Raw genomic sequence first — 19729 nt, forward strand, 5'->3', positions numbered from 1 at the left:
TGTTTTATAAGATTTCTCTGAGGGTACTATTTATTTTTCATAAATAGCGTTGTACAAGTCTTTGTAAATTTCTTTGATTACTTTCCTTTTCATTTTTAAAGTAGGGGTCAGGTGACCGCCATCAATACTCCATTCATCTGGGGTTAATTTAAATCGTTTGATTTGTTCCCATTTCCCGAAATTTTTATTGCAAGCATCAATTTCTTGTTGAATGCGTTCAATCACTTTTGGATTGTTGCAAATACTTTCATTGTCATTATCTATGGATAGATTTTTTATGTCCTCCCAGTCTCTGATAAAGTCAAAATTAGGTTGAATCAGTGCCGCTGGCATTTTTTCGCCTTCGCCAATGACCATAATTTGTTCTATAAATCGAGATTGTTTTAATTCGTTTTCTAATAAAGCTGGAGCCACATATTTTCCTCCAGAAGTTTTAAACATTTCTTTTTTTCGATCGGTTATTTTCAAAAATCCATCTTCTGAAACCTCACCTATATCTCCCGTATGGAAATAGTCGCCTGACATGACGGAGTCTGTTTTTTCTTGATCTTTGTAATAACCTAACATTACATTGGGCCCTTTGACAAGAATTTCCCCGTCTTCGGCTATTTTTACTTCAACATTGTCAATCATTCTTCCAACGGTTCCTACTCTAATTCCATAATTAAAAGGACAGTTTACAGAGATGACAGGAGAAGTTTCTGTCAATCCGTACCCTTCTAGTATAGGCATTCCGGCTGCTGAAAATACACGGATCAAACGATGTTGAAGCGCGGCAGAACCAGAAACTAAAGTACTTATATTTCCTCCCAAGGCTTCTTTCCATTTGCTGAAAATTAATTTTCTGGCAATTCGAAGTTTAAATTCATACCACCATCCATTTTGGCTATACGGCTCAAATTTTAATCCTAGGTCTACCGCCCAAAAGAAGATCATTTTTTTAATACCAGTTAATTCAGTCCCCTTGGCTACAATTTTATCATAAACCTTTTCGTACAACCTAGGCACGGCCGTCATAATATCAGGCTTAATTTCTTTTAAATTATCACTTATTTTATCGGAGGATTCTGCAAAATAAATTTCGATTCCACAATATTGGTAGAGGTATAAAATAATTCTTTCAAATACATGACATACAGGTAAAAAGCTCAAGGCTTTTGCTTCTCCTTTTCTTAACGGTACTCGCGGTGTACTGTCAATTACGTTGGATACAAGATTTTTGTGCGACAACATAACACCTTTTGGTTTTCCGGTAGTTCCCGAAGTGTAAATAATGGTGGCTAGGTCGTTTGGTTTTACTGCTTTTTTTCGTGTTTCAACTTCTGTTTGTAAACTTTCGTCTTCGCCAAGTGTCAAAACTTCTTTCCAATTCAATTCTCCAGGAATCTCATCAAAAGTATACACTGCTTTTAATTGAGTGTTTCCTTTTATTTGATTTAATTTTTCTAGGATAGAACTATCGGAAACAAAACAGTAAGTAGCTTCGGAATGATTTAAAATATATTCATAATCTTCTTTACAAATTGTAGGGTAAATAGGGACATTTTGTGCACCTACTTGTAAAACACCCATATCCATTACATTCCATTCCGTTCGATTTGTGGTAGAAATAACGGCAATTTTATCGTTGGGTTGAATGCCTAGTTTTAATAAGCCACGGCTAATTTTGTTAAACTGTGCAATATATTCTTCAGAAGAAACACTGATCCACTCATTTCCATATTTGGTGGTAAAGGCTTTTTGAAGATTGAATTTTTCCAATTGGTAGTAGGGAAAATCAAATAATAAGGATATATCTTTCATAAGTAATAAGTCAGTTTACGACCATTTTTAATTAACATAGGTTAATGCAAAATAGCGAATAAAATAAGAAATAACAATATAGGAAAAATTATTTGTAGATCGTTGTTAAAAATAAGGACTCAAAAGCATTCATTTTTCCTTAATACATAGTCTTTAGAAATAACAAACCTTACAAAAGATAAAGGGGAGTTGCACTTGCAATAGTACTTTTTTTAGGGAAATAAAACAGACAAATCTTCTTGTTAAAAGGAATTACAATATCTTTGTTTGCTAAATAATTTAGGTATGCAATCTTATAAAAAATCAGAACCAGGTACAAAAAACAAAAAAACAAAAGTCACGATGGTTTCTGCTTTTAAAAATATTATTTGGCCACGTAGAAATTTGGTTTTTATTGGATTGGTCTTAATTGTATTCAGTCGCTTGTCAAGTTTGGTTTTACCATGGAAAACAAAAGTTTTATTGGATGAGGTTATTCCTAACAAGAATTTTGATGAATTGTACAACTTATTGTTTTTAGTGGCAGGTGCTATATTGATCCAAGCGGTGACTTCTTTTTTATTGACAAAAATTTTAAGTGTTCAAGCACAATTTTTAATTTCAGAATTACGTGCGCAGGTACAAAAGAAAGTGTTGTCTTTGCCAATTAGTTTTTTCGATAATGCGAAATCAGGTGCTTTGGTTTCTAGAATTATGAATGATGTGGAAGGGGTTCGAAATTTAATAGGTACGGGTTTGGTACAGCTAGTTGGTGGAACTATAACCGCAGTTATTTCTTTGATCCTTTTGATAAAAATTAGCTTGTCAATGACGCTTTTTGTCTTAGTTCCTGTAGGAATTTTTGGTGTAGTAGCATTAAAAGCTTTTGCTTATATACGCCCCATTTTTAAAGTCCGTGGAAAAATTAATGCGGAAGTAAATGGAAGGTTGACAGAAACTTTGGCAGGTGTTAGAGTAATCAAAGCATTTAATGCAGAAGCCCAAGAAAATTTGGTTTTTGAAAAAGGTGTCGATTTGTTGTTTCAGAATGTGAAAAAGAGTTTAACAGCTACTTCATTAATGACCAGTACCTCTACTTTTTTATTGGGAATTGCTTCTACTGGAATTATGGGAATTGGGGGGTATAAAATTATGATTGGCGAATTAACTACCGGAGATTTTTTATCATTTACCTTGTTGTTAGGATTTATGATTGCACCAATTGTACAAATGAGTAATATTGGAAGTCAGTTAACAGAAGCTTTGGCAGGTTTAGATAGAACTGAAGAATTGATGAACATGCAAGCGGAGGATGAAGATGAAAATAGAGATATTGCCCTAGAAAGCCTGAAAGGTGATTTGGAGTTCAAAGACGTTTCTTTTGCTTATGAAGAAGACAAAGATGTATTACATAATATTAGCTTTACGGCGCCTTCTGGTTCTGTAGTGGCTTTGGTAGGAAGTTCAGGTTCTGGGAAATCGACCATTGCGGGTTTGTCGGCAACCTTTTTAAATCCGAAATCGGGATGTATTACTATAGACAAACAAGATTTGTCAAAAGTGCAGTTGAGTAGTTTTAGAAAACATTTGGGTGTGGTTTTACAAGATGAATTTTTGTTTGAAGGAAGCATTCGAGAAAATATTTTATTTCCAAGACCCAATGCCACGGAAACGCAATTGAAAGAAGCTGTAGCAGCGGCGTATGTCAATGAATTTACAGATCGTTTTGAAAATGGTTTGGATACGATGATTGGTGAAAGAGGCGTGAAATTGTCTGGGGGACAAAGACAGCGTATTGCCATTGCAAGAGCTATTTTGGCAGATCCTAAAATTATTATTTTAGATGAAGCGACTTCTAATCTAGATACGGAAAGTGAAGTGTTGATTCAAAAAAGTTTGGCACAACTAACCAAAAATAGAACCACCATTGTTATTGCCCATCGATTGAGTACCATTCGAAAAGCAGATCAAATATTAGTAATTGAAGGTGGCCAAATTGCCGAACGTGGAACGCATGACGAATTGATTGCTGCTGAAGGACGCTATTTCGACTTGTACACCTATCAAGGAAAAATTTAAACTTATTTTCTGTAGGAATAGCAGAGCGATCGGCTTTGTATTCCTATAAAAAAGGATGCTGTTTTATTCTTAAAATGACAATTCAAGATTTTTTCAATAAATTAATTTTTAATAATTCGTAAAGAAATGGTCTTTTCTTTTCCTGGAATTTTTAAGATATACAAACCTGTACCTAGTTCTGAAATATTTAGTTGAACACCTTGCGCTGTTCCCTTTTGCACCAATTTTGCATCGAAAGCATAGATCTCATATTCAAAATTTTGGACATCGTAATTTAAAATTTCAATAAAATCTACTGCCGGATTAGGATAGACAAGTGGTAGGGTTGAATTGAGGTTAAAAACTACTTTCGATTCTTCACTACAGGCTAAATCTAAATATTCTTGTAAATCTTCTTTTCTATGTTTGCTCTCGTAATACAAAGACTTTGATTTGTTCAGCAATTCACAGGCCTGCGCATATTTTTCAGTTTCATAAAAAACAACCCCCAAGTTGCGCATGGCAAAAGAATTTTCTTTATTGATACTTAGGGCATCTTGTAAATCTTGAATCCCTTTTTCAGTTTCTCCTAATTTATGGTACAGCAATCCTCGGGTAGTTCTTAAATCTCTTTCAGGCTGTCCAATTCCAAGTCGGTACAAACTTTTTTCATTTTTAAAAGCAATTTGAGTGTGTTCCATGGCCTCTTCATACTTCCCTAAATCGGAATAGGTAATTCCTAAAACCCAATGAGCAAAAGAATGATTGGGGACCATTTCAACAGCTTTGTTTAAATAGGCAATTCCCAAATCGTAGGAACCATTCATGGCTAAATAGGAGCCAAGGTTGTGAAATAAACGGCTTTGTTTTGGCGACGCTTTAATAGCCTTATGCTTGTATTGAATGGCATGATTTTCCATATCATACAAACCATAAATTCCCCCAAGTCGGTCGTAAATGGCAGCGACTACCTTATGGTATTTTTTATTTTTTTCTGGTGAATATTTTGCAACAATTCGTTCCAATATTTTTAGTTCATGAAGTGCTAAAGAATTATTTCCTAATTTATTTCGAAGACTTGTTCTAGTAAAAATGAGACCAAAGTTTTTTTCGCCGTTGGTTATTCTTTTATTTATTGACTTTAAAGATGCTAAGGCCTTTTTGTTTCTTTCTTCGGTTTTGGTAGAAAAGGCCAAAATATGATCGGTTCTTTCTACTAATTTTCCTTGGCTAAAAATCCATTCGGTGGTTAAATTTCCTTTGTCGTTGTATTGTTTAAAATGACCGTCAAATCTTCCCTCTTTATAATAAAGGATTTCATTTAAATTCCCCGATTTATGATAGGTTTTTAGACTGTCTATGAGTTGATCATCACCATACCACTTAATCCTTGCAGCTTTGCCATCTTTGTAAAAATTTGTTTTGATTAAATCTTTAGGAATTGCATCATCGCTGAAATTTTGTGCAAGTAGTGTGCTAGTTAGTAAAAGAGTGAAAAGAATACAATAGGGTTTAAACATCGCTTTTTTTTTGTCAAGATACTTCTTTTTAACCTAGTACAATAGGTATTTGTTTTTGAAACAGTTGTTTCAGTCTCAATTGTTTTCGATATCACTAATATGATGCTCTAATGCTTTTACGGATATTTGAATTTCAACAATTAATACAGAAAGCGAAACAATTAATAAAAGCAGTGCCAATCCAAAAGTCCAGTTGGCCAAGGTGTTTAGTTCAATATAAATTAAAAACATGGTAACCACGCAAAGTAACAAACTGCTAATACCAAATATTTGCATGGCTCTGGTAAGGTACAAGCGTTGTTTGATGTTTTTTATTTGTTTGATTAAAACAGAATCTTTGTTTTGCAAATATTTGTCGTGCAAACTCCTAACCACAGTGGCATAAGCTAAAAACCGATTGGTGTAGGCCAACATAATTAAAGAGATGGCTGAGAATAATAAAGCAGGGGTTGTTAATGTAAGTTCTTTCATAAAAAATAAGCATGTATTGTTTTACGAATGTAGTAAATCTAGTTGATGTTACTTTTACTTATCGGAGCAAGTGTTCTTTCAGTTTTTTATTTTTGAAGAACAGCATTTAGTTTTTCCCATATTTTATTATGAAATTCTACCGGTACTAAGGTCGTACTCGGATCTTCACCCATACGGATTACAACTAAATTTTGACTAGGAACGATGGCTACAAACTGCCCATTTTTACCCATTCCTGCAAATAAATCATCAGGGGCATTTGTTGCTAAACTCGTAGGAAATGTTTTTGAGATTCCAGGAAGCGCAATTTTATTTTTTCCATTCAACCACCACAAATAGCCATAGGAAGGATTTAAGTTTTGTGAACTTGCGGTCATTTCAAAGAAAAAGTCATTTTTATACAAGGCTTCGGTATTTTTCCAAACCCCTTTGTTTAATGTAAGTAAACCAAATCTTGCCATGGCTCTAGCAGTACTCCAATAAACGGTATTAGATCCTGTGGTGATCCATTTTCCATCCATACCAATAACACTTTTTATTTTTTGGTTCGTATACAAATTGTAATCCATGCCAGTTGCCTTTTGTAAAACTTGATGAAGTAGTGTGTAGGGAGCGTTGTGATAGTACCATTGATCACCGGCATCAGTTCCATAGGCTAAACAATCAGGCTCTTGACAATCCAAATCGGATACATTGTAGTTTAGACCGGTAGTCATTGATAACTGATGTTTAATTGTAATTAAATCTTCTTTTTCTAAGGCTGTGGAAGTCCAAGCATTTCCTAGATAATCCGAAGTTTTATCATGTAAGTCAAGCTTTCCTTCTTTTTGTGCAATACCTACCAATGTTGCGGTAAGTGCTTTAGATGCAGAAGCCCAATACCACTGACTATTTGCATTGAATTCGGATTTGTTTAGTATAGTGTTCCCCCAATATTTTTCAATAGCAATTTTACCCTCTTTTAAAACAATAAATGCTCTGGTGTCATTTGTTAGTAGGTAATTGTAAAGATTTTCTAGTTCGCTTGTATTCCAATTAAGGCTGTTTATATCAATGGTTTCCCACTGGGTATCGTTCGTTGGTGGAAAATAGAGGCTTGTTTCTGCAGGTGTTGTTTGATCTGGAAGATTTTCAGATTTGCTACAAGCAAAAAATACGCTTAGAAATAGGAGGAGTGCTATTCGGTTTTTCATGAGTTAACGGATCTTTTTTTTAGACCTTTTGACGTGTGTTTGGTTTAATTAATGACAATAAATTGTGTTGGTCATTTTTAGCTTGGCATTTTTCTTCTCGGTTCATTGGCCTCATGAAGAACGAATTCTGAATGTAAAAAAGCTGCGGCTTCTGCAGAGTCTTTTACTTTGCGAGCACTTCGCTTTAGCATTTCAGTTTCAAATGCTGTTAACACCGTTTTTCGTATTCCTTTAGATTGCCAATTAGCTAATGGGCTGCTTTGTTTTGTGATTTCTCTAGCCAAAGACAAAGCGTCTAATAAAGCCTGATTTGCTCCTTGTCCTTTAAACGGACTCATAGGGTGTGCTGCATCTCCAAGAAGTGTTATTGGACCGCAAGTGTTTAACTGATCAGGGGTTAATAATTCTCGATCGTAAACAGGATAACCTGATATTTGTGCTTCCGCTGTGGCGGCAATAATTTCTGGAATTGGGCTGTGCCACTGGGTTCTTTTACAGGCTTCTTTTTTTAGAGCTATTGCTCCTTCTGAACTTAATTCCTTCGCTTCCTTTTCTGACATCGGAAAACTCAATTGCCACATAATAGCTGCTTGATCATAAGGCATCATATAAATTCGCTCATTGCCATTGGCGGTTTGAAACACCGTTGCAGAATCTAATAAAGGATGGTCAATACCTTCTAAATTTTGTAAAGGACAAATTCCTAAAATGACGATACAGTCTAAATAGCGTAAGGGAGTATTGTTATTTGCAAACACCAAATTTCGAACGGAACTTCGGATACCATCGGCACCCACAACAAGATCGGCTTTGGCCTTTTTTATTTCTCCGTTGACTTCAAAATTTATGTTTATTGTTTGGTCTTCTCTTTTTGTTAAATTCACCAATTGGTGATTCCATTGAACGCTAGCATGTTCTTCCAGTTGCTTTAGCAAAGCTAAGCGTAAGGATTGTCGTGCAATATGTATGTTTGTTCGTTTTGATGCTTTTTTTTCGTCCGATTGCATCCATTTACGCATACCCCATTCGCCAATTATTTTTCCATCGGTATTATGTACCACATGCCTTGTAGAAACGACGCCTTCTTCTAAAGCTAAAATACCGAAACCTTCAATGGCTTTACTGGCTTGTTGTAAAGTCAACCCGTAGCCTTGTGACCTAGAATCAAAACTTGGATCTCGTTCATAAAGCGTAAAAGGAATTCCGCGATGCAAGCAGGCAACCGCCAAAGCGGTACCACCAATACCACCACCAATAATGGCAATATGTGGGTAGTTTTCTGTGTTTGGAACTGGAGGAGAACTAGCTGCAAGTAGTCCAGACCCTGAACAGTCCACACACGCATATAAATCACCTTGCGGGCGAATGGGAGTTGTGCCTGTACAATTTTCTTGTTCAAATAGTGCGACTGCTTTTTGGTAGCGAAGTTTTGTTTTTTTACGCAATTTCCTGCGTTTCTTACCTCGTCCACCGCAGGCTTCGCACATCGTCCAACTGTTCTTTTTCTCTTCTGTCATTTTTGTGTTTACAAGCTAGGGCCGTTTTCTATTTCTTATTTTGGATTCTTAGAATTTTCACAATTCGATTGTACGTAATTTGTGATAAATTCCAGAGATAATCATCAAAATTAGTGGTATTTAAAAATTGAACAACAACGAGGTCTAAATCTTTGTGGTATTTGGCAAGACTTTGATAGCCGGGAACCAAGCCACCATGTTCGTATTCATAAATAGTAGCGTAAATTTCTTGTTCCCCTTCTTTAAAAGCAGAACCATCATTTAAGGCACGAATGAATTTTCCAACATCTTCTGCGGTTGCCAACATTCCTTTTTCTTGGTATTTAAAATCTTCCTCAACTCCTACATAATAGCCACTCATTACTTCATCCATAGGTACTTCACTAAGCGATCCAAATGTGTTTTTCAGTCCAAGCGGAATTAAAATTTCTTCTTTTACAAATTGATGGCGGCTATACCCAACAATTTTTTCAATGATACGAGAAAGCAATAAATAATTGGTATTGGAATAACCATAAGCTTCACCAGGTTCAAAATTGGCAGGTAGGTTTAAGGCATAGCCAAGCGTTTCATCAAAGTTTTTTGGCGGTTTTTCCCAAAACCCAGGATTGTCTGTATAATTAGGAATTCCACTTTTGTGTTGAACCATGAGGCGTAGGGTGATTTTTTCCGCATTTTCAATTTTTTCAACCAATTCGGGAAAATAGTAAGCCAGTGTATGGTCTAAAGACAAACGTTTGCTTTTGGCCAATTTGGTAATGGCAACCGCTACATAAAGTTTGCTGATACTGGCAATTTTAAATAAGGCTTGTGGTTTGGCGGGAATTTTCTTTTTCTTGTCGTGCCAACCACCCGTATAAAATTGGGGGCCTTTTCCTGCCTGATCCACATAAACGATGATACCTTCAAATCCATGCCCAAGTGTTTCTTGTACTTGTTCGGGCACTGTTTCAGGAAGTGGTAAAATCCAAGCCTTTACCAAAATCCAAGGTACAAATGCCAATGAGGCAATGCTTACCATAATAAAAAGAATTCTGAGGATGTCTTTTATTCGTTTCATGCGTTTCTTCCTTTATAAGCCTTTATTTAGATAACAATTTTGCCAACGGGGTGTTATGGTGAAGTGAATGATTCAATATTATGGGTGTTTTTTTTGAATAGCCCCCTAAGGGGCGACAGTAAAATAATTTAGGCAATTTTTGAGAAGTAAAGATAACAAATGTGAGGAAAGGGAAATAAGGACTCGTTTTTAATTTTTCTCTGTCGGATTGTTTGTGTAGTTCCAAAGGAAAACGAGCTTACTCGAAAATACATTTTTTGTAAGGGAAGACTTCTGCTAGATTTTATTTCACCTAAATTCTATGTAAACCAAACAATAAACAAAAATTCCCTCAAGAAGTACTTGAGGGAATTTAGATAGGTGTTATAAAATGTGTGCTGTATAAACTTTATACTTACGGGTTTGTAGACCATAAGGCGGCACCTTTTAACATCGCTCTTCTAGGAAGTTTTAACCCAGCCAATACTAATTCTGCAAAATCTTCGGGTTGCAGTACATTTTCTTCAGAGCCTTTGTTTAGCATCCCCAATTCCACTGTCATTTCAGTTTCTATGGTACTTGGCGTTAAGGTACATACTCGAATATTATTTTTACGCACCTCTTTCATCAAAGATTCTGACATACCGATAACGGCAAATTTGGACGCCGAATAAGCCGAGATATTTGCGTTGCCATTTAAACCGGCAGTTGAAGAAATATTGACAATATCTCCTTCGTTTTTTTCAAGTAAATAAGGAAGCACTTCTTTGGTTACATAATACATACCCATAACATTGGTTTGAATAATTTGTTGCCATTGCGCCACTTCCATGCTTTCAAAAGAACCGATAGCCGCAATACCAGCGTTGTTGACTAATATATCTACGGTTCCTAAAGTTTTTACGATCGTTTTGATACTGCTTTTTACTTCTTCGTAATTGCTTATATCGAAAACAGAATAGCAAGCTTGCACCCCATAGCTTTGCAGTTCAGCAACAGTTTCTTTCAAGGCTTTTTCATTTCTTCCTGTGATAGCCACAGCTATTCCTTCTTTGGCGAAGGCTAGGGCAGTAGCTTTTCCAAGTCCCCTTGAGCCACCAGTAATGATGGCTTTTTTATTTTTTAAATTTTCCATTTTATCTTTTTTTAGAAGGAACTGTTGTTATTTTGTCCAATAATCTAAGACCAATACATCGGCAATAATGGGCCCAATTTTACCCACCATGGCTAAATGTGCTTTGTGAAATAAATAAATTTCGCGGGCATGTTCATTTTTAAAAGTTAAAGTAAAACAATGTGTTAAACCTTTTGAATGACCTTCGGTACTGTCGTTAACTCCCCATTCAAGATTTGCAATTTCAGGAATTTCATTTTTAAGATTTGCAAAAGCTTTAACAGCTGCATCAACTTGTTCTTTGGTAGCCGTTTTTTTATAGGTCAAGTTCACCATATGTCTTAGCACTTTTCCTTCTCTATTAATTTTTGGTGCAATTTTATAGGTAGCAATTTTTCCTAAATCAAATCGGAAAGAACCTGCAATTAGGAAATTAGTATTGCCAATTTTATGCGATTTTAAACCATAATAAATAGAAAATCCAGTTTCTAAATAATGCAAAGGCGTTAAAATTCCTTCTTCGTTTAGTTTGCACAATTGAATGCTGGCATCGTCTCTAGTACCCACAGCAATAACAGCTTCGTTATTTTGAACAGAAACAATTTCAATTCTTGTTTGCCCTTGCAATTTTGTGGTTTCATCATCTTTTAAAATAGAATGTGGAATAAGTGCTCCTTTTTTATTCACTTTAAAAATACTTACAGCATCGCCATGGTAAACAAAATCAGGTCTTTTAATAAAGCCACCTCTTTTGTAGTATTTATGGTGTCTGTGTCCCACAATTACATACTTGTTTTCACCCAAAGTAACCCCCGTAACCGGATAAGCACCTGTTAAATATCTGTCTTTCGTATTGTCGCTAATATTATTGACATTTTTGAATTTTCCACTTTCGTAAACTCTAAAACTGCTCACACCATTGTCTTGAAAACCACTTGTATATAAAAATGTTTTTCCTTTAATTACATGAGTAAACATTCCTATAATCCCATCAGTATGAATGCTTTCATCATCTTTCATAGATTGTACATGGGTCAATTTTCCATCGTTCTGTATTTTGAAAGAACTCAATCCTGGAGTTTCTTCTAAACCTCCTACAAACAGATACGAAGCTTTTTTCATATGAATTACCTGTAGCGTAATTGCGGTTCCTAAATGTGTTTCTTCGGTGTCTTCCATTAAAGCAACACGTTCTAAAGCACCATTGTCTAAAATTTTAAAACTTTCAATAACATTTCCATGTTTGTTGGCAACAAATAAAAAGTCGGTTCCGTTAATATTGTCGGCAACCATACCTCTGGCAGGTCCTTTTTTCATGTGTAATTCGTGGTTGCTAATAGGTGTAAGTATGCCTTCCTGATCTAAGCTATAGACATCTACATTTCCTACACCACCGGCATACACAAAGTGCAATCCGTTTTTTTCGTAGCTGGTTACCGAAACGGTATTTTTCCCAGTTATGTTTTTAAAATCTTGTCTGTATAGCATTGGCTCTTGTGCGAAACCAATTTGTGCTAAAATGAAGAAGAGAACGATCAGTCCTTTTTTGATATGATTCATAATTTTTGTTTTTTTCGTTTTTACTTATAAAATAGCTTGTGCTCCGGTTGTAGCAATTTCTCTGTCTTGGTCTATGGTTCCACCACTAACGCCAATAGCGCCTATAATTTTACCCTTTTTATTTTTAATAGGAAGTCCACCCGGAAAAGTAATCAATCCACCGTTGGAATGTTCAATATTGTAAATGATACCTCCAGGTTGGGTTAGCTCTCCTAATTTACCCGTGTCAATATCGAAATATCTAGCGGTTTTGGCTTTTTTAATGGCCACGTCAATACTTCCTAGAAAAGAATCATCCATTCTAATAAAAGCCTTTAAATTTCCACCAGCGTCTACTACGGCAATATTGACAAGGACTTTTGTGGCTTCTGCTTTTTTCTTTGCAACTAATAATATTTTTAAGGCTTGCTCATGCGAAATATCGTTTGTTTGGGCAAATGCCAAATTAGATAGCATTAGTAGTGTCCCTAAAAAGACACAAATTTTGAAATGTTTACGTAAGTTCATCATTCTCTTCTAAATTTTATATGGCAAAAATTAGAAATCCTTCTGAGAAAAAAGTTGAACTTGTTCAACACTCTTAAAAAAGCTTGGCTTATTTCTTTTGTTTTTTCAGTTTGCTAAGAAACTCATGGGTGATACCCAAATAACTGGCAATTTGCCTATCAGAGACTTTAGAGGAAATATCAGGATAGGTAGTTAAAAATTTATGGTAACGTTCCTTAGCCGTAAGTGAATTGCTGCTAATAAGACGCCTTTGCCAAGCAATAAGGGCTTTTTGCGACATCACTCTAAATAATTTTTCTACAGCAGGTTGGGTTTCGTAAAGGGCAAGCTTGTCTTTTCTATCAATTAAAAGTACTTGGCTGTCTTCAAGGGCTTGAATATTTAATACGGAAGGTGATTGATTCATAAAACTATCAATATCCATTAACCACCAATCTTTGGTCGCAAAATACAAGGTGTTTTCATTTCCTTTTTTATCGATTGAAAATATGCGAAAACAACCACTTAATACAAAACCTTCAAATTTACAGACTTCGCCTTGTACTAAAACGAAAGCTTTTTTGTGGATGGACTTTTCATAAAAATAGCTACAAAATTCTTCAAGGGCTGATTTAGAAAATGGAACGTTTTTAAGTATGTTTTTTTTTAGTAAATCCTTGGTCATTGCTTTCTTAAATAAATGGCACTTCTTTTTTACTTGTTTTAGAAGGCCTTAAACTAAGACTTTTTTTATAGATAGAAAGGATGAATTGCAAATTTACAGTATAGCAGAAATACATTTTAGGCTTGCAAAACATAATTTTGAATGACAAACAGTTCTGTAAAGCCCAATTTCAGGTATATATTTTTTCCCATGGCCGAAGCTTGTAAACTTACGTATTCCATTTGCTGACTAAGTGCCAAATTTATAAGTTGTTTCATCAATTGCTCGGCATAGCCTCTTCGTCTCATTTCTGGTGGTATGCCTACAGAATGAATTCCCATGCTATTGTTACTTGCGTAGGCTATGGCTGTGCCAACAGGCGTGTCTTTATCATAAGCTATATAATACGGAATGTCTTGAAGTGTTTTTTCAATAGTTTCAATACTTATGACATACTTAAAAGCTTGGAAAAATAAATCGGCCCAAATTTTAATTTGTGTGCTATTGGTGACACGTTGAATTTTAAAATCTGTTGCTATAGCAAAAGCTTCGTCTATTTTTAAGGACATACCGACTTGTTCAAACCGCAGCTTAAAACCATTTTCTTTTAAAAGTGTTTCTTGTTTTTTATTGGGAAGTTGCCAAATTGGGAGGGTGATATAAGAACTTGCAGTGGTTAGTTTTTGTTGAATGATAGGCAGATTTTCTTCGGTAATGGGTTTTTGAAACCAAATTCTATTAGGCCAAGCAGAACCTTTAATTTCACAGAAATCAAAATTTGAAGTTTTTTCATAAGCGTTAAAAGCCCTACCCGCTGTTTTCCATAGATCCGTCAGATTTTGCAGGTTGTCGTTTATAAGTTCAGTTGTTGTTTTCATTTTATATTGATTAAAAGAATTCCGAAAATCATTGCAATAAGGCCTAGTCCTCTTTTTAAACTGATGGGTTCCAAAGGTAAATTTAGCCAACCAAAATGTCCTGCAAAAACAGAAAAGGCCAATTGCCCAAACAAACCGAAAGAGATCATGGTAGAAATACCCAATTTAGGAATGGTGTAATAATACAAACTAATTCCTAAAACACTAAACAAGCCCCCTGTAAACCATAAATAAATAGGAATTTGTTTGAGCGTGATTGCCATAGGGAAATTTTTGCCGCTAAGAAAAACTAAAGCGATTGCAAAAATGCTACTGCTACAAAAAGCAACAACCGATGCCAACAAGGGATTTTTTAGCAATACGCCTAAATGTGCATTGAGTCCGCCTTGCATGGCCAAAAAAACGCCACCTACTATGGCCAGTATAGCTAAGGATACTTGGTTCATAAGCATTGAGTTTTTTTAGCCGATTTTTCGGAGTCCGGATTTATTGAAGAATTGTATTTGTTGTAGCGCATGCTGTTTTGTTTTGTCATGAAAAGACAAAAGTAGCAGAAGTGAACATCAGGCGCATTTACATATGTTGATTCAAGGACTTTTTTTTAAATCTTTACGGATGCGACTTAGCTGTGTGGGGGTAATTCCTAAATGAGAAGCAATGTGCAATTGCTGTATGCGTTGGTCAATATTGGGGTGTTTTAAAAGTAAGTCTCGATATCTTTCTGTGGCATTTTCCATAACCAGTGACACTTCTCGTTGTTCTTTTTCTAGGATCCAATTTTTTTCCAAATAGGCAATATAGAAATTTTTTAAGTCGAGGTGGGTATCGATAAGCTGTCTGTATTTTTTATAATCCAGATGAATAAGTGTGGTGTTTTCCAAAGCTTCTAAGCTAAAATTGGAAGGCTTTTGCAAAAGATAGGAAACGGTAGAACCCGCAAAATCATTTTCAAGAAAAATATTTTTATTGTAGCTGTTGCCAGCCGCATCGGTTATATAGGCCCGAAGTGCACCTTTGCAAACAAAATGGATGTTTTTGGCAATTTGACCATTTCTAAGCAAAAGTGCATTTTTCTCTAAATCTTGAAATTGAATCAGCGCGGCTATTTTTAACCAAGATGCCTCTGAAATTGCATGGTAACTTTCAATTTTTAGTCTTAATTCGGAAATATATTTTTCTTTAGTCAAGCTACTTTTGTTTTCTGTAATAAAGAATGTTAATTGGTTGGAAAGCCTTCTTCTGCCAACTCTGTAATTTCCATGATATCGAAATGTTCTAGGATCTCATTCATTTTATCTTGATTCCATTTTCGAATATACACCCAATCGTAAAGATTGCCCATGATTGTTCTGACTCCAAGCCATTTACCATCTGGATTTATGGTTTTATTGTAACGGTATTCTTTCCATCTTGCAATTTTACCCAATGGGGTTTCTGGTATTGTCCATTTTCTTACAACTCTAAATTTGTCTTCCCAAACGCGGTTCAATTTAGCGACGGGTCTCTTTTTTAGGATGTCCTTTTTTGGCAAAATATACGAATTGAATCGAGTGATGTATTGCTGTTTGTTTGGGTTTTCGTCTTCGGAAAGTTGTAAAATATATTTATCTAAATAATCGTGTGGACTTTTACTGTGCATTTTGTAATTAAATCCTAGCGCTTCTATTTTTTTAACACGTTCTACATTCTTTTTACTTTTTGCTGAAGTTAAAAAAGTTCCAAGGTTTTTACCTTTGTATTTAAAACGATGGTTTACTTGAAGTTCTGCACCTTCATCTATAGCGCTTTTCAATAGGTTTAGCCATTCTTGTTCTGTATGTCTTTTTTTTGTTTTCATTTAGGGGGAGCTAAAATATTAGATATTGAATTTCAAAACTTTACATAAGATGCTGTTTCTAAAAAAAGTATGCTAAGAAATAGCAAGGTATGTAAGCTTGAAGGCTTAAAGGTACTAATTATTTATATAGGATGTTGTTTTAATTTTGGTCTGTTTTTAAATCCTTTTATAGGTGTTTTTTGGTATGTAAAGAAACTAGGTTTTATGTTGGCAATCTGTTTCTATCTAAGGATCTGTAAATTTATTTTACGAGTTTGTAGCAATAAGTTTTTATGACTCGTTTTGTTGTTTTTTTAGCCAAGCTCTAATTTCTTTTCTTAAAGAAACTTCCGGTTTGGGTAAGGGAATGGTTTGTCCAAATTGTTTACTTCTGTTAAATTTAGAAAACGCAATTTTATGTTTTTTCCAAACGTCTGGAAACAATTCTAAGAACTTGTTAAAAAAAGTTTGTTCATTAAGGGTTCCTTCTATTTGAGAAAGGACTTCTTTAAATTTTTGCTCTTGTTCTATAATCATTTTTGCTAAGGGTGTGTTTGTTTAAGTTTTTTGTTGTGGGCTTTTTTGTTTCCTAAATTTTTCAAATATTTAAAATGTGTTATTGCATTAAGTTTCTTATTGGTGAATAAGGATTCGTGAACAGCATCATGGGAAGCATTAAAAGCAAGTAAAATTCCAGAAAGTCCAAGTAATGTATAAGTTAATATTACTAAAGGAAAATTTTTTGAAATTAAATTGGTAAATAACATACTATATAGACCAATAAACATGAAAAAATAGAAGAAGAATTTTGCTCTCAAAATACGTTTGCTTTTCTCTAGTACTTGATCAGTCAGAATAGTTGAAACTTTTAAGTTTAACTCCTTCTGAAAATTCGAATTTGAAGGTTTAAATTTAATTTTCATCTTTATTTTTTAATTACCCAACGGTTAGTATATGAAAAGTAGGCGATTACGAAGTACCAAACTTTCCGTTAAGAACTTAGTTTGATAAGAGCTTAAACTTCTTAATTTAATGATATTTCGCCTATTTTTTATATACATTGTTACCTGCTGGCTTTTTTATTTTCTTCTCAATCGTTCTTCACGATACATAAATCCTAAATCTCTTCTTAATTGCTTTCTAAAAGATTTATTAGCATTGAATATTTTTTCAATTTGTTCTTTAGAGAATGATTCTTGATGAGCAGGATTTTTCATAAGAACATCTCTTAAAACATAATAACTATCTCTAGATTCAACTGAAATAATTAAATTCACAATTCCTTTTTTCCATTCTATTAATTTTTCAAGTACTTCTTTAATTTGATTTACATCATAATTACCACCCTTTTTCTTGTGAATCAAATCTGTTATTTCGTAAGCTGCGGGATAATGTTCAAGCCTTAAATCATACAGCTTGTTCGTAAGAGTTCGATTTAAATTTTTGTCAAATTGTTTTTGTTGAAATCTTTGATTTTTAAAGAATTGAAATAAAGTAATAAATGAAACGCAAAGAGCTGTAATAGAAGCTATAATTGACGGTGTGAAAAAATCAGACATAGTTATTTTAAAACTTTATTGATAGTAACAATTAGTTTTTTCCAATTAGTAAGTTCTAATGAGTTAAGGTCTTTAGCTTCGTGTTCCCTAGTCCATTTAATGTATTTTTTTGCTAAATGATATTTTGAGAAATCTTTAACTTCTTTAGCGAAAATATCAATAATAGGTCTGTTTGGTTGTTCATCAGATATTTTTTTGCAATCTGTATTGTATTCAGTTTTTACAATTTCAATAAGTGTTTCACGAAGAAGGTCTTCTATTTCTGCTTTCTGTACATTTTCAACATAATCTTTTGTTCTAAGAATATTTTTATTTCCTAAAGTGTGGACTAAATTCTCTTGTTGTGCAGCTTGGTCACCAGCTGAATCAGAATCTAATAATGCAGCTACTTTTAAGTTATGAGCAAATAAAATGGTTGCATAATAGACAACTTTACCTGCTGAATTTGCAAAAACTAATGCAATTTTATCATTAAGTTTTTCGTATTTAGACTCTCTTAGTAATTGAGATGTAGCATCTAAGTACCAATAATCAGTAATTCCTTCAAGAATTAAATTTCGTTGTTGAGAAAAAAGACTTTGTGCTAGGTCATAACCTAGAGCTTCTTGCAATGGTAATAGCCCCGCAGGGTCACTTGAAGAAATAGTGGTATGAACTTTTGTTCCTTCTTTTCTATTTTTCATTTCAACTACCTTAACAATATCTAGTTCGTCTGGACCGACTAAAAATGGAGAATGAGTTGAGTATATTGTTTGGTTATTTTCTGCAAGTCTAGAAATAGTATCACGAAAATCTCTTTGCTTTAACCCGTGTAGACTCATTCCTGGCTCATCAAGAAGAAGAATTGCATTTTTATGTTTATCCATTGCTTCAGCAAAGAAGACTACAAAAAAAGAAACAAGCCATTGAAATCCTTCAGAACGTTGATCTAATTCTATATCAACACCAATATCATCCTCTACGACAACTTTTAAATATTGACCATCAGCTGTTACTTTTAATTTGTCAGCTTCTGGTCTGTCAGGATTAGGCATCCAAACTGTTCGGATTTCTTCTGTAAGTCTTACACTTGCTGCATTTAATTGATAACTTCTACTATCAAGTTTATCTTTGTATTCTTTTAAAGCTTCAGTATCATTAATGTTTGGACTTAGCGTATTTCCTAAGTCAGATAGTTCTCTCGCAGTAAAACCTAACAGCTTTAAAAGGCATAGATTCCCGTAATCGTAATAATCATCATCTAATAAATTTTGTTCTGTTCTTTTTGCTAAATGCTCTAAGTGAACAGAAGGTTTAACTTTAAAATAATTATTAAATAAGATAAATACAGGTTTTCTAGCGGCAAGAGTTTTTAAAACTTTATCAATTTCTCCATTAAATTCAGCTAATTTTTTTAACTTTTCATATCTTTCTTCTTCTTTAGAATTGTCTTCGTCAATTAAAGCAAAATTACTTTCTAAAAAAGTAATTAGTTTTGTAGAGTTATCTCCTGAAATGATAGTATAATCACTCCAAGTTTTATTAATACTGTTAATGAGTATGCTAGGCTTTTTTGTTTCTTCGTTTGGATTTTCAATAGAATATTGTTTATCCAAATGTGCAATTAACCTTGTTAAGTCATTTCTAACGTCTTTGAAATAAATTTTAGAAGGAGCATTTTCAAGAGAGTGATAAATTTAATTATCAATATTTTTATATCGTTTATAAATGCAATCTTGAAATTCTTTAGGTATTAATTTTATATCATCTTCGTCCAATTTAAACCAACCTGTTACTACTGTAACATCCTCGACAGAAACTTTCTTAGAAGTAATATCATTATACTTTGAACGAGGATAATCTCTTAAAGCATCAAATCCAGCAACATCATCAGGTTTACTTAACTGTTGAAGTGCTTTTAAAATTACAGTTTTTCCTGCTTCATTCGGACCTACCATAATTGTTTTTAAGTCTTCAACTTCAAATTCTCCAGTATCAATTATACTTCGATAATTTTGGATTCTTGCTTTGATTAATTTCATATTCTCTATTTTTTTTGAGCTTGCAGGTAACTTCCGGATAACGATACCTTA

20 protein-coding genes are annotated in these 19729 nt (G+C 34.1%); 1 reads left to right on the plus strand and 19 read right to left on the minus strand.

The window, feature by feature from the left end:
- Positions 1-30: 30 nt before the first annotated feature.
- Positions 31-1803, minus strand: a complete 1773-nt coding sequence (locus tag FGM02_RS15175) for an AMP-dependent synthetase/ligase (RefSeq protein WP_139959346.1) — start codon at positions 1801-1803, stop codon at positions 31-33.
- Between the two features lie 285 nt (positions 1804-2088).
- Between FGM02_RS15175 and FGM02_RS15180 the strand changes: the two genes are divergently transcribed.
- On the plus strand, positions 2089-3861 hold the full coding sequence (locus tag FGM02_RS15180; protein ID WP_139959347.1) for an ABC transporter ATP-binding protein: 1773 nt from the start codon (positions 2089-2091) through the stop codon (positions 3859-3861).
- Between the two features lie 101 nt (positions 3862-3962).
- Here FGM02_RS15180 and FGM02_RS15185 read toward each other — a convergent pair whose 3' ends face one another.
- From FGM02_RS15185 to FGM02_RS18225, 18 genes are all read right to left on the minus strand, one after another.
- Positions 3963-5360, minus strand: a complete 1398-nt coding sequence (locus FGM02_RS15185) for a T9SS type A sorting domain-containing protein (RefSeq protein ID WP_139959348.1) — start codon at positions 5358-5360, stop codon at positions 3963-3965.
- Positions 5361-5435: 75 nt separating this feature from the next.
- Positions 5436-5831 carry a DUF2721 domain-containing protein gene (locus FGM02_RS15190; RefSeq protein ID WP_139959349.1) on the minus strand — a complete coding sequence of 132 codons (396 nt, stop codon included), beginning with the start codon at positions 5829-5831 and terminating at the stop codon, positions 5436-5438.
- An 86-nt stretch (positions 5832-5917) separates the two neighbouring features.
- Positions 5918-7024, minus strand: a complete 1107-nt coding sequence (locus FGM02_RS15195; RefSeq protein WP_139959350.1) for a serine hydrolase domain-containing protein — start codon at positions 7022-7024, stop codon at positions 5918-5920.
- A 77-nt stretch (positions 7025-7101) separates the two neighbouring features.
- The gene (locus tag FGM02_RS15200) at positions 7102-8541 is read right to left on the minus strand and encodes an FAD-dependent oxidoreductase (RefSeq protein ID WP_139959351.1); all 1440 of its coding nucleotides are present in this window, start codon (positions 8539-8541) and stop codon (positions 7102-7104) included.
- A 28-nt stretch (positions 8542-8569) separates the two neighbouring features.
- Positions 8570-9601 (minus strand): serine hydrolase domain-containing protein, encoded by a 1032-nt coding sequence (locus FGM02_RS15205; protein WP_139959352.1) that lies wholly within the window; start codon positions 9599-9601, stop codon positions 8570-8572.
- 394 nt (positions 9602-9995) lie between these two features.
- On the minus strand, positions 9996-10715 hold the full coding sequence (locus tag FGM02_RS15210) for a 3-ketoacyl-ACP reductase (RefSeq protein WP_139959353.1): 720 nt from the start codon (positions 10713-10715) through the stop codon (positions 9996-9998).
- 27 nt (positions 10716-10742) lie between these two features.
- Entirely contained in the window at positions 10743-12254 is a 1512-nt protein-coding gene (locus FGM02_RS15215; RefSeq protein ID WP_139959354.1) for a Dabb family protein, read from the minus strand.
- Positions 12255-12278: 24 nt separating this feature from the next.
- Positions 12279-12761, minus strand: coding sequence for a GlcG/HbpS family heme-binding protein (locus FGM02_RS15220; protein WP_139959422.1), 483 nt, complete (start codon positions 12759-12761; stop codon positions 12279-12281).
- A gap of 88 nt (positions 12762-12849) precedes the next feature.
- Positions 12850-13425 (minus strand): Crp/Fnr family transcriptional regulator, encoded by a 576-nt coding sequence (locus FGM02_RS15225; protein WP_139959355.1) that lies wholly within the window; start codon positions 13423-13425, stop codon positions 12850-12852.
- A 116-nt stretch (positions 13426-13541) separates the two neighbouring features.
- The gene (locus tag FGM02_RS15230) at positions 13542-14282 is read right to left on the minus strand and encodes a GNAT family N-acetyltransferase (RefSeq protein ID WP_139959356.1); all 741 of its coding nucleotides are present in this window, start codon (positions 14280-14282) and stop codon (positions 13542-13544) included.
- Positions 14279-14728: a DMT family transporter gene (locus tag FGM02_RS15235; RefSeq protein WP_139959357.1), complete on the minus strand. Its 450-nt coding sequence runs from the start codon at positions 14726-14728 to the stop codon at positions 14279-14281. The genes FGM02_RS15230 and FGM02_RS15235 overlap by 4 nt, the downstream gene beginning before the upstream one ends.
- A gap of 141 nt (positions 14729-14869) precedes the next feature.
- Positions 14870-15469 (minus strand): Crp/Fnr family transcriptional regulator, encoded by a 600-nt coding sequence (locus FGM02_RS15240; protein ID WP_243739422.1) that lies wholly within the window; start codon positions 15467-15469, stop codon positions 14870-14872.
- Positions 15470-15498: 29 nt separating this feature from the next.
- A complete protein-coding gene (locus FGM02_RS15245) occupies positions 15499-16119 on the minus strand; it encodes a hypothetical protein (protein WP_139959359.1) in 621 nt (206 codons plus the stop codon).
- A gap of 270 nt (positions 16120-16389) precedes the next feature.
- Positions 16390-16635 (minus strand): hypothetical protein, encoded by a 246-nt coding sequence (locus tag FGM02_RS15250; RefSeq protein ID WP_139959360.1) that lies wholly within the window; start codon positions 16633-16635, stop codon positions 16390-16392.
- A 5-nt stretch (positions 16636-16640) separates the two neighbouring features.
- Positions 16641-17021 carry a hypothetical protein gene (locus FGM02_RS15255; RefSeq protein WP_139959361.1) on the minus strand — a complete coding sequence of 127 codons (381 nt, stop codon included), beginning with the start codon at positions 17019-17021 and terminating at the stop codon, positions 16641-16643.
- 156 nt (positions 17022-17177) lie between these two features.
- On the minus strand, positions 17178-17657 hold the full coding sequence (locus tag FGM02_RS15260) for a hypothetical protein (protein ID WP_139959362.1): 480 nt from the start codon (positions 17655-17657) through the stop codon (positions 17178-17180).
- 2 nt (positions 17658-17659) lie between these two features.
- Entirely contained in the window at positions 17660-19252 is a 1593-nt protein-coding gene (locus FGM02_RS15265) for an ATP-dependent nuclease (RefSeq protein ID WP_208021527.1), read from the minus strand.
- An 81-nt stretch (positions 19253-19333) separates the two neighbouring features.
- The gene (locus FGM02_RS18225) at positions 19334-19678 is read right to left on the minus strand and encodes an AAA family ATPase (protein ID WP_208021528.1); all 345 of its coding nucleotides are present in this window, start codon (positions 19676-19678) and stop codon (positions 19334-19336) included.
- Positions 19679-19729: the final 51 nt, after the last annotated feature.

Source organism: Flavicella sediminum, from assembly GCF_006381105.1.
GTDB lineage: Bacteria > Bacteroidota > Bacteroidia > Flavobacteriales > Flavobacteriaceae > Flavicella > Flavicella sediminum.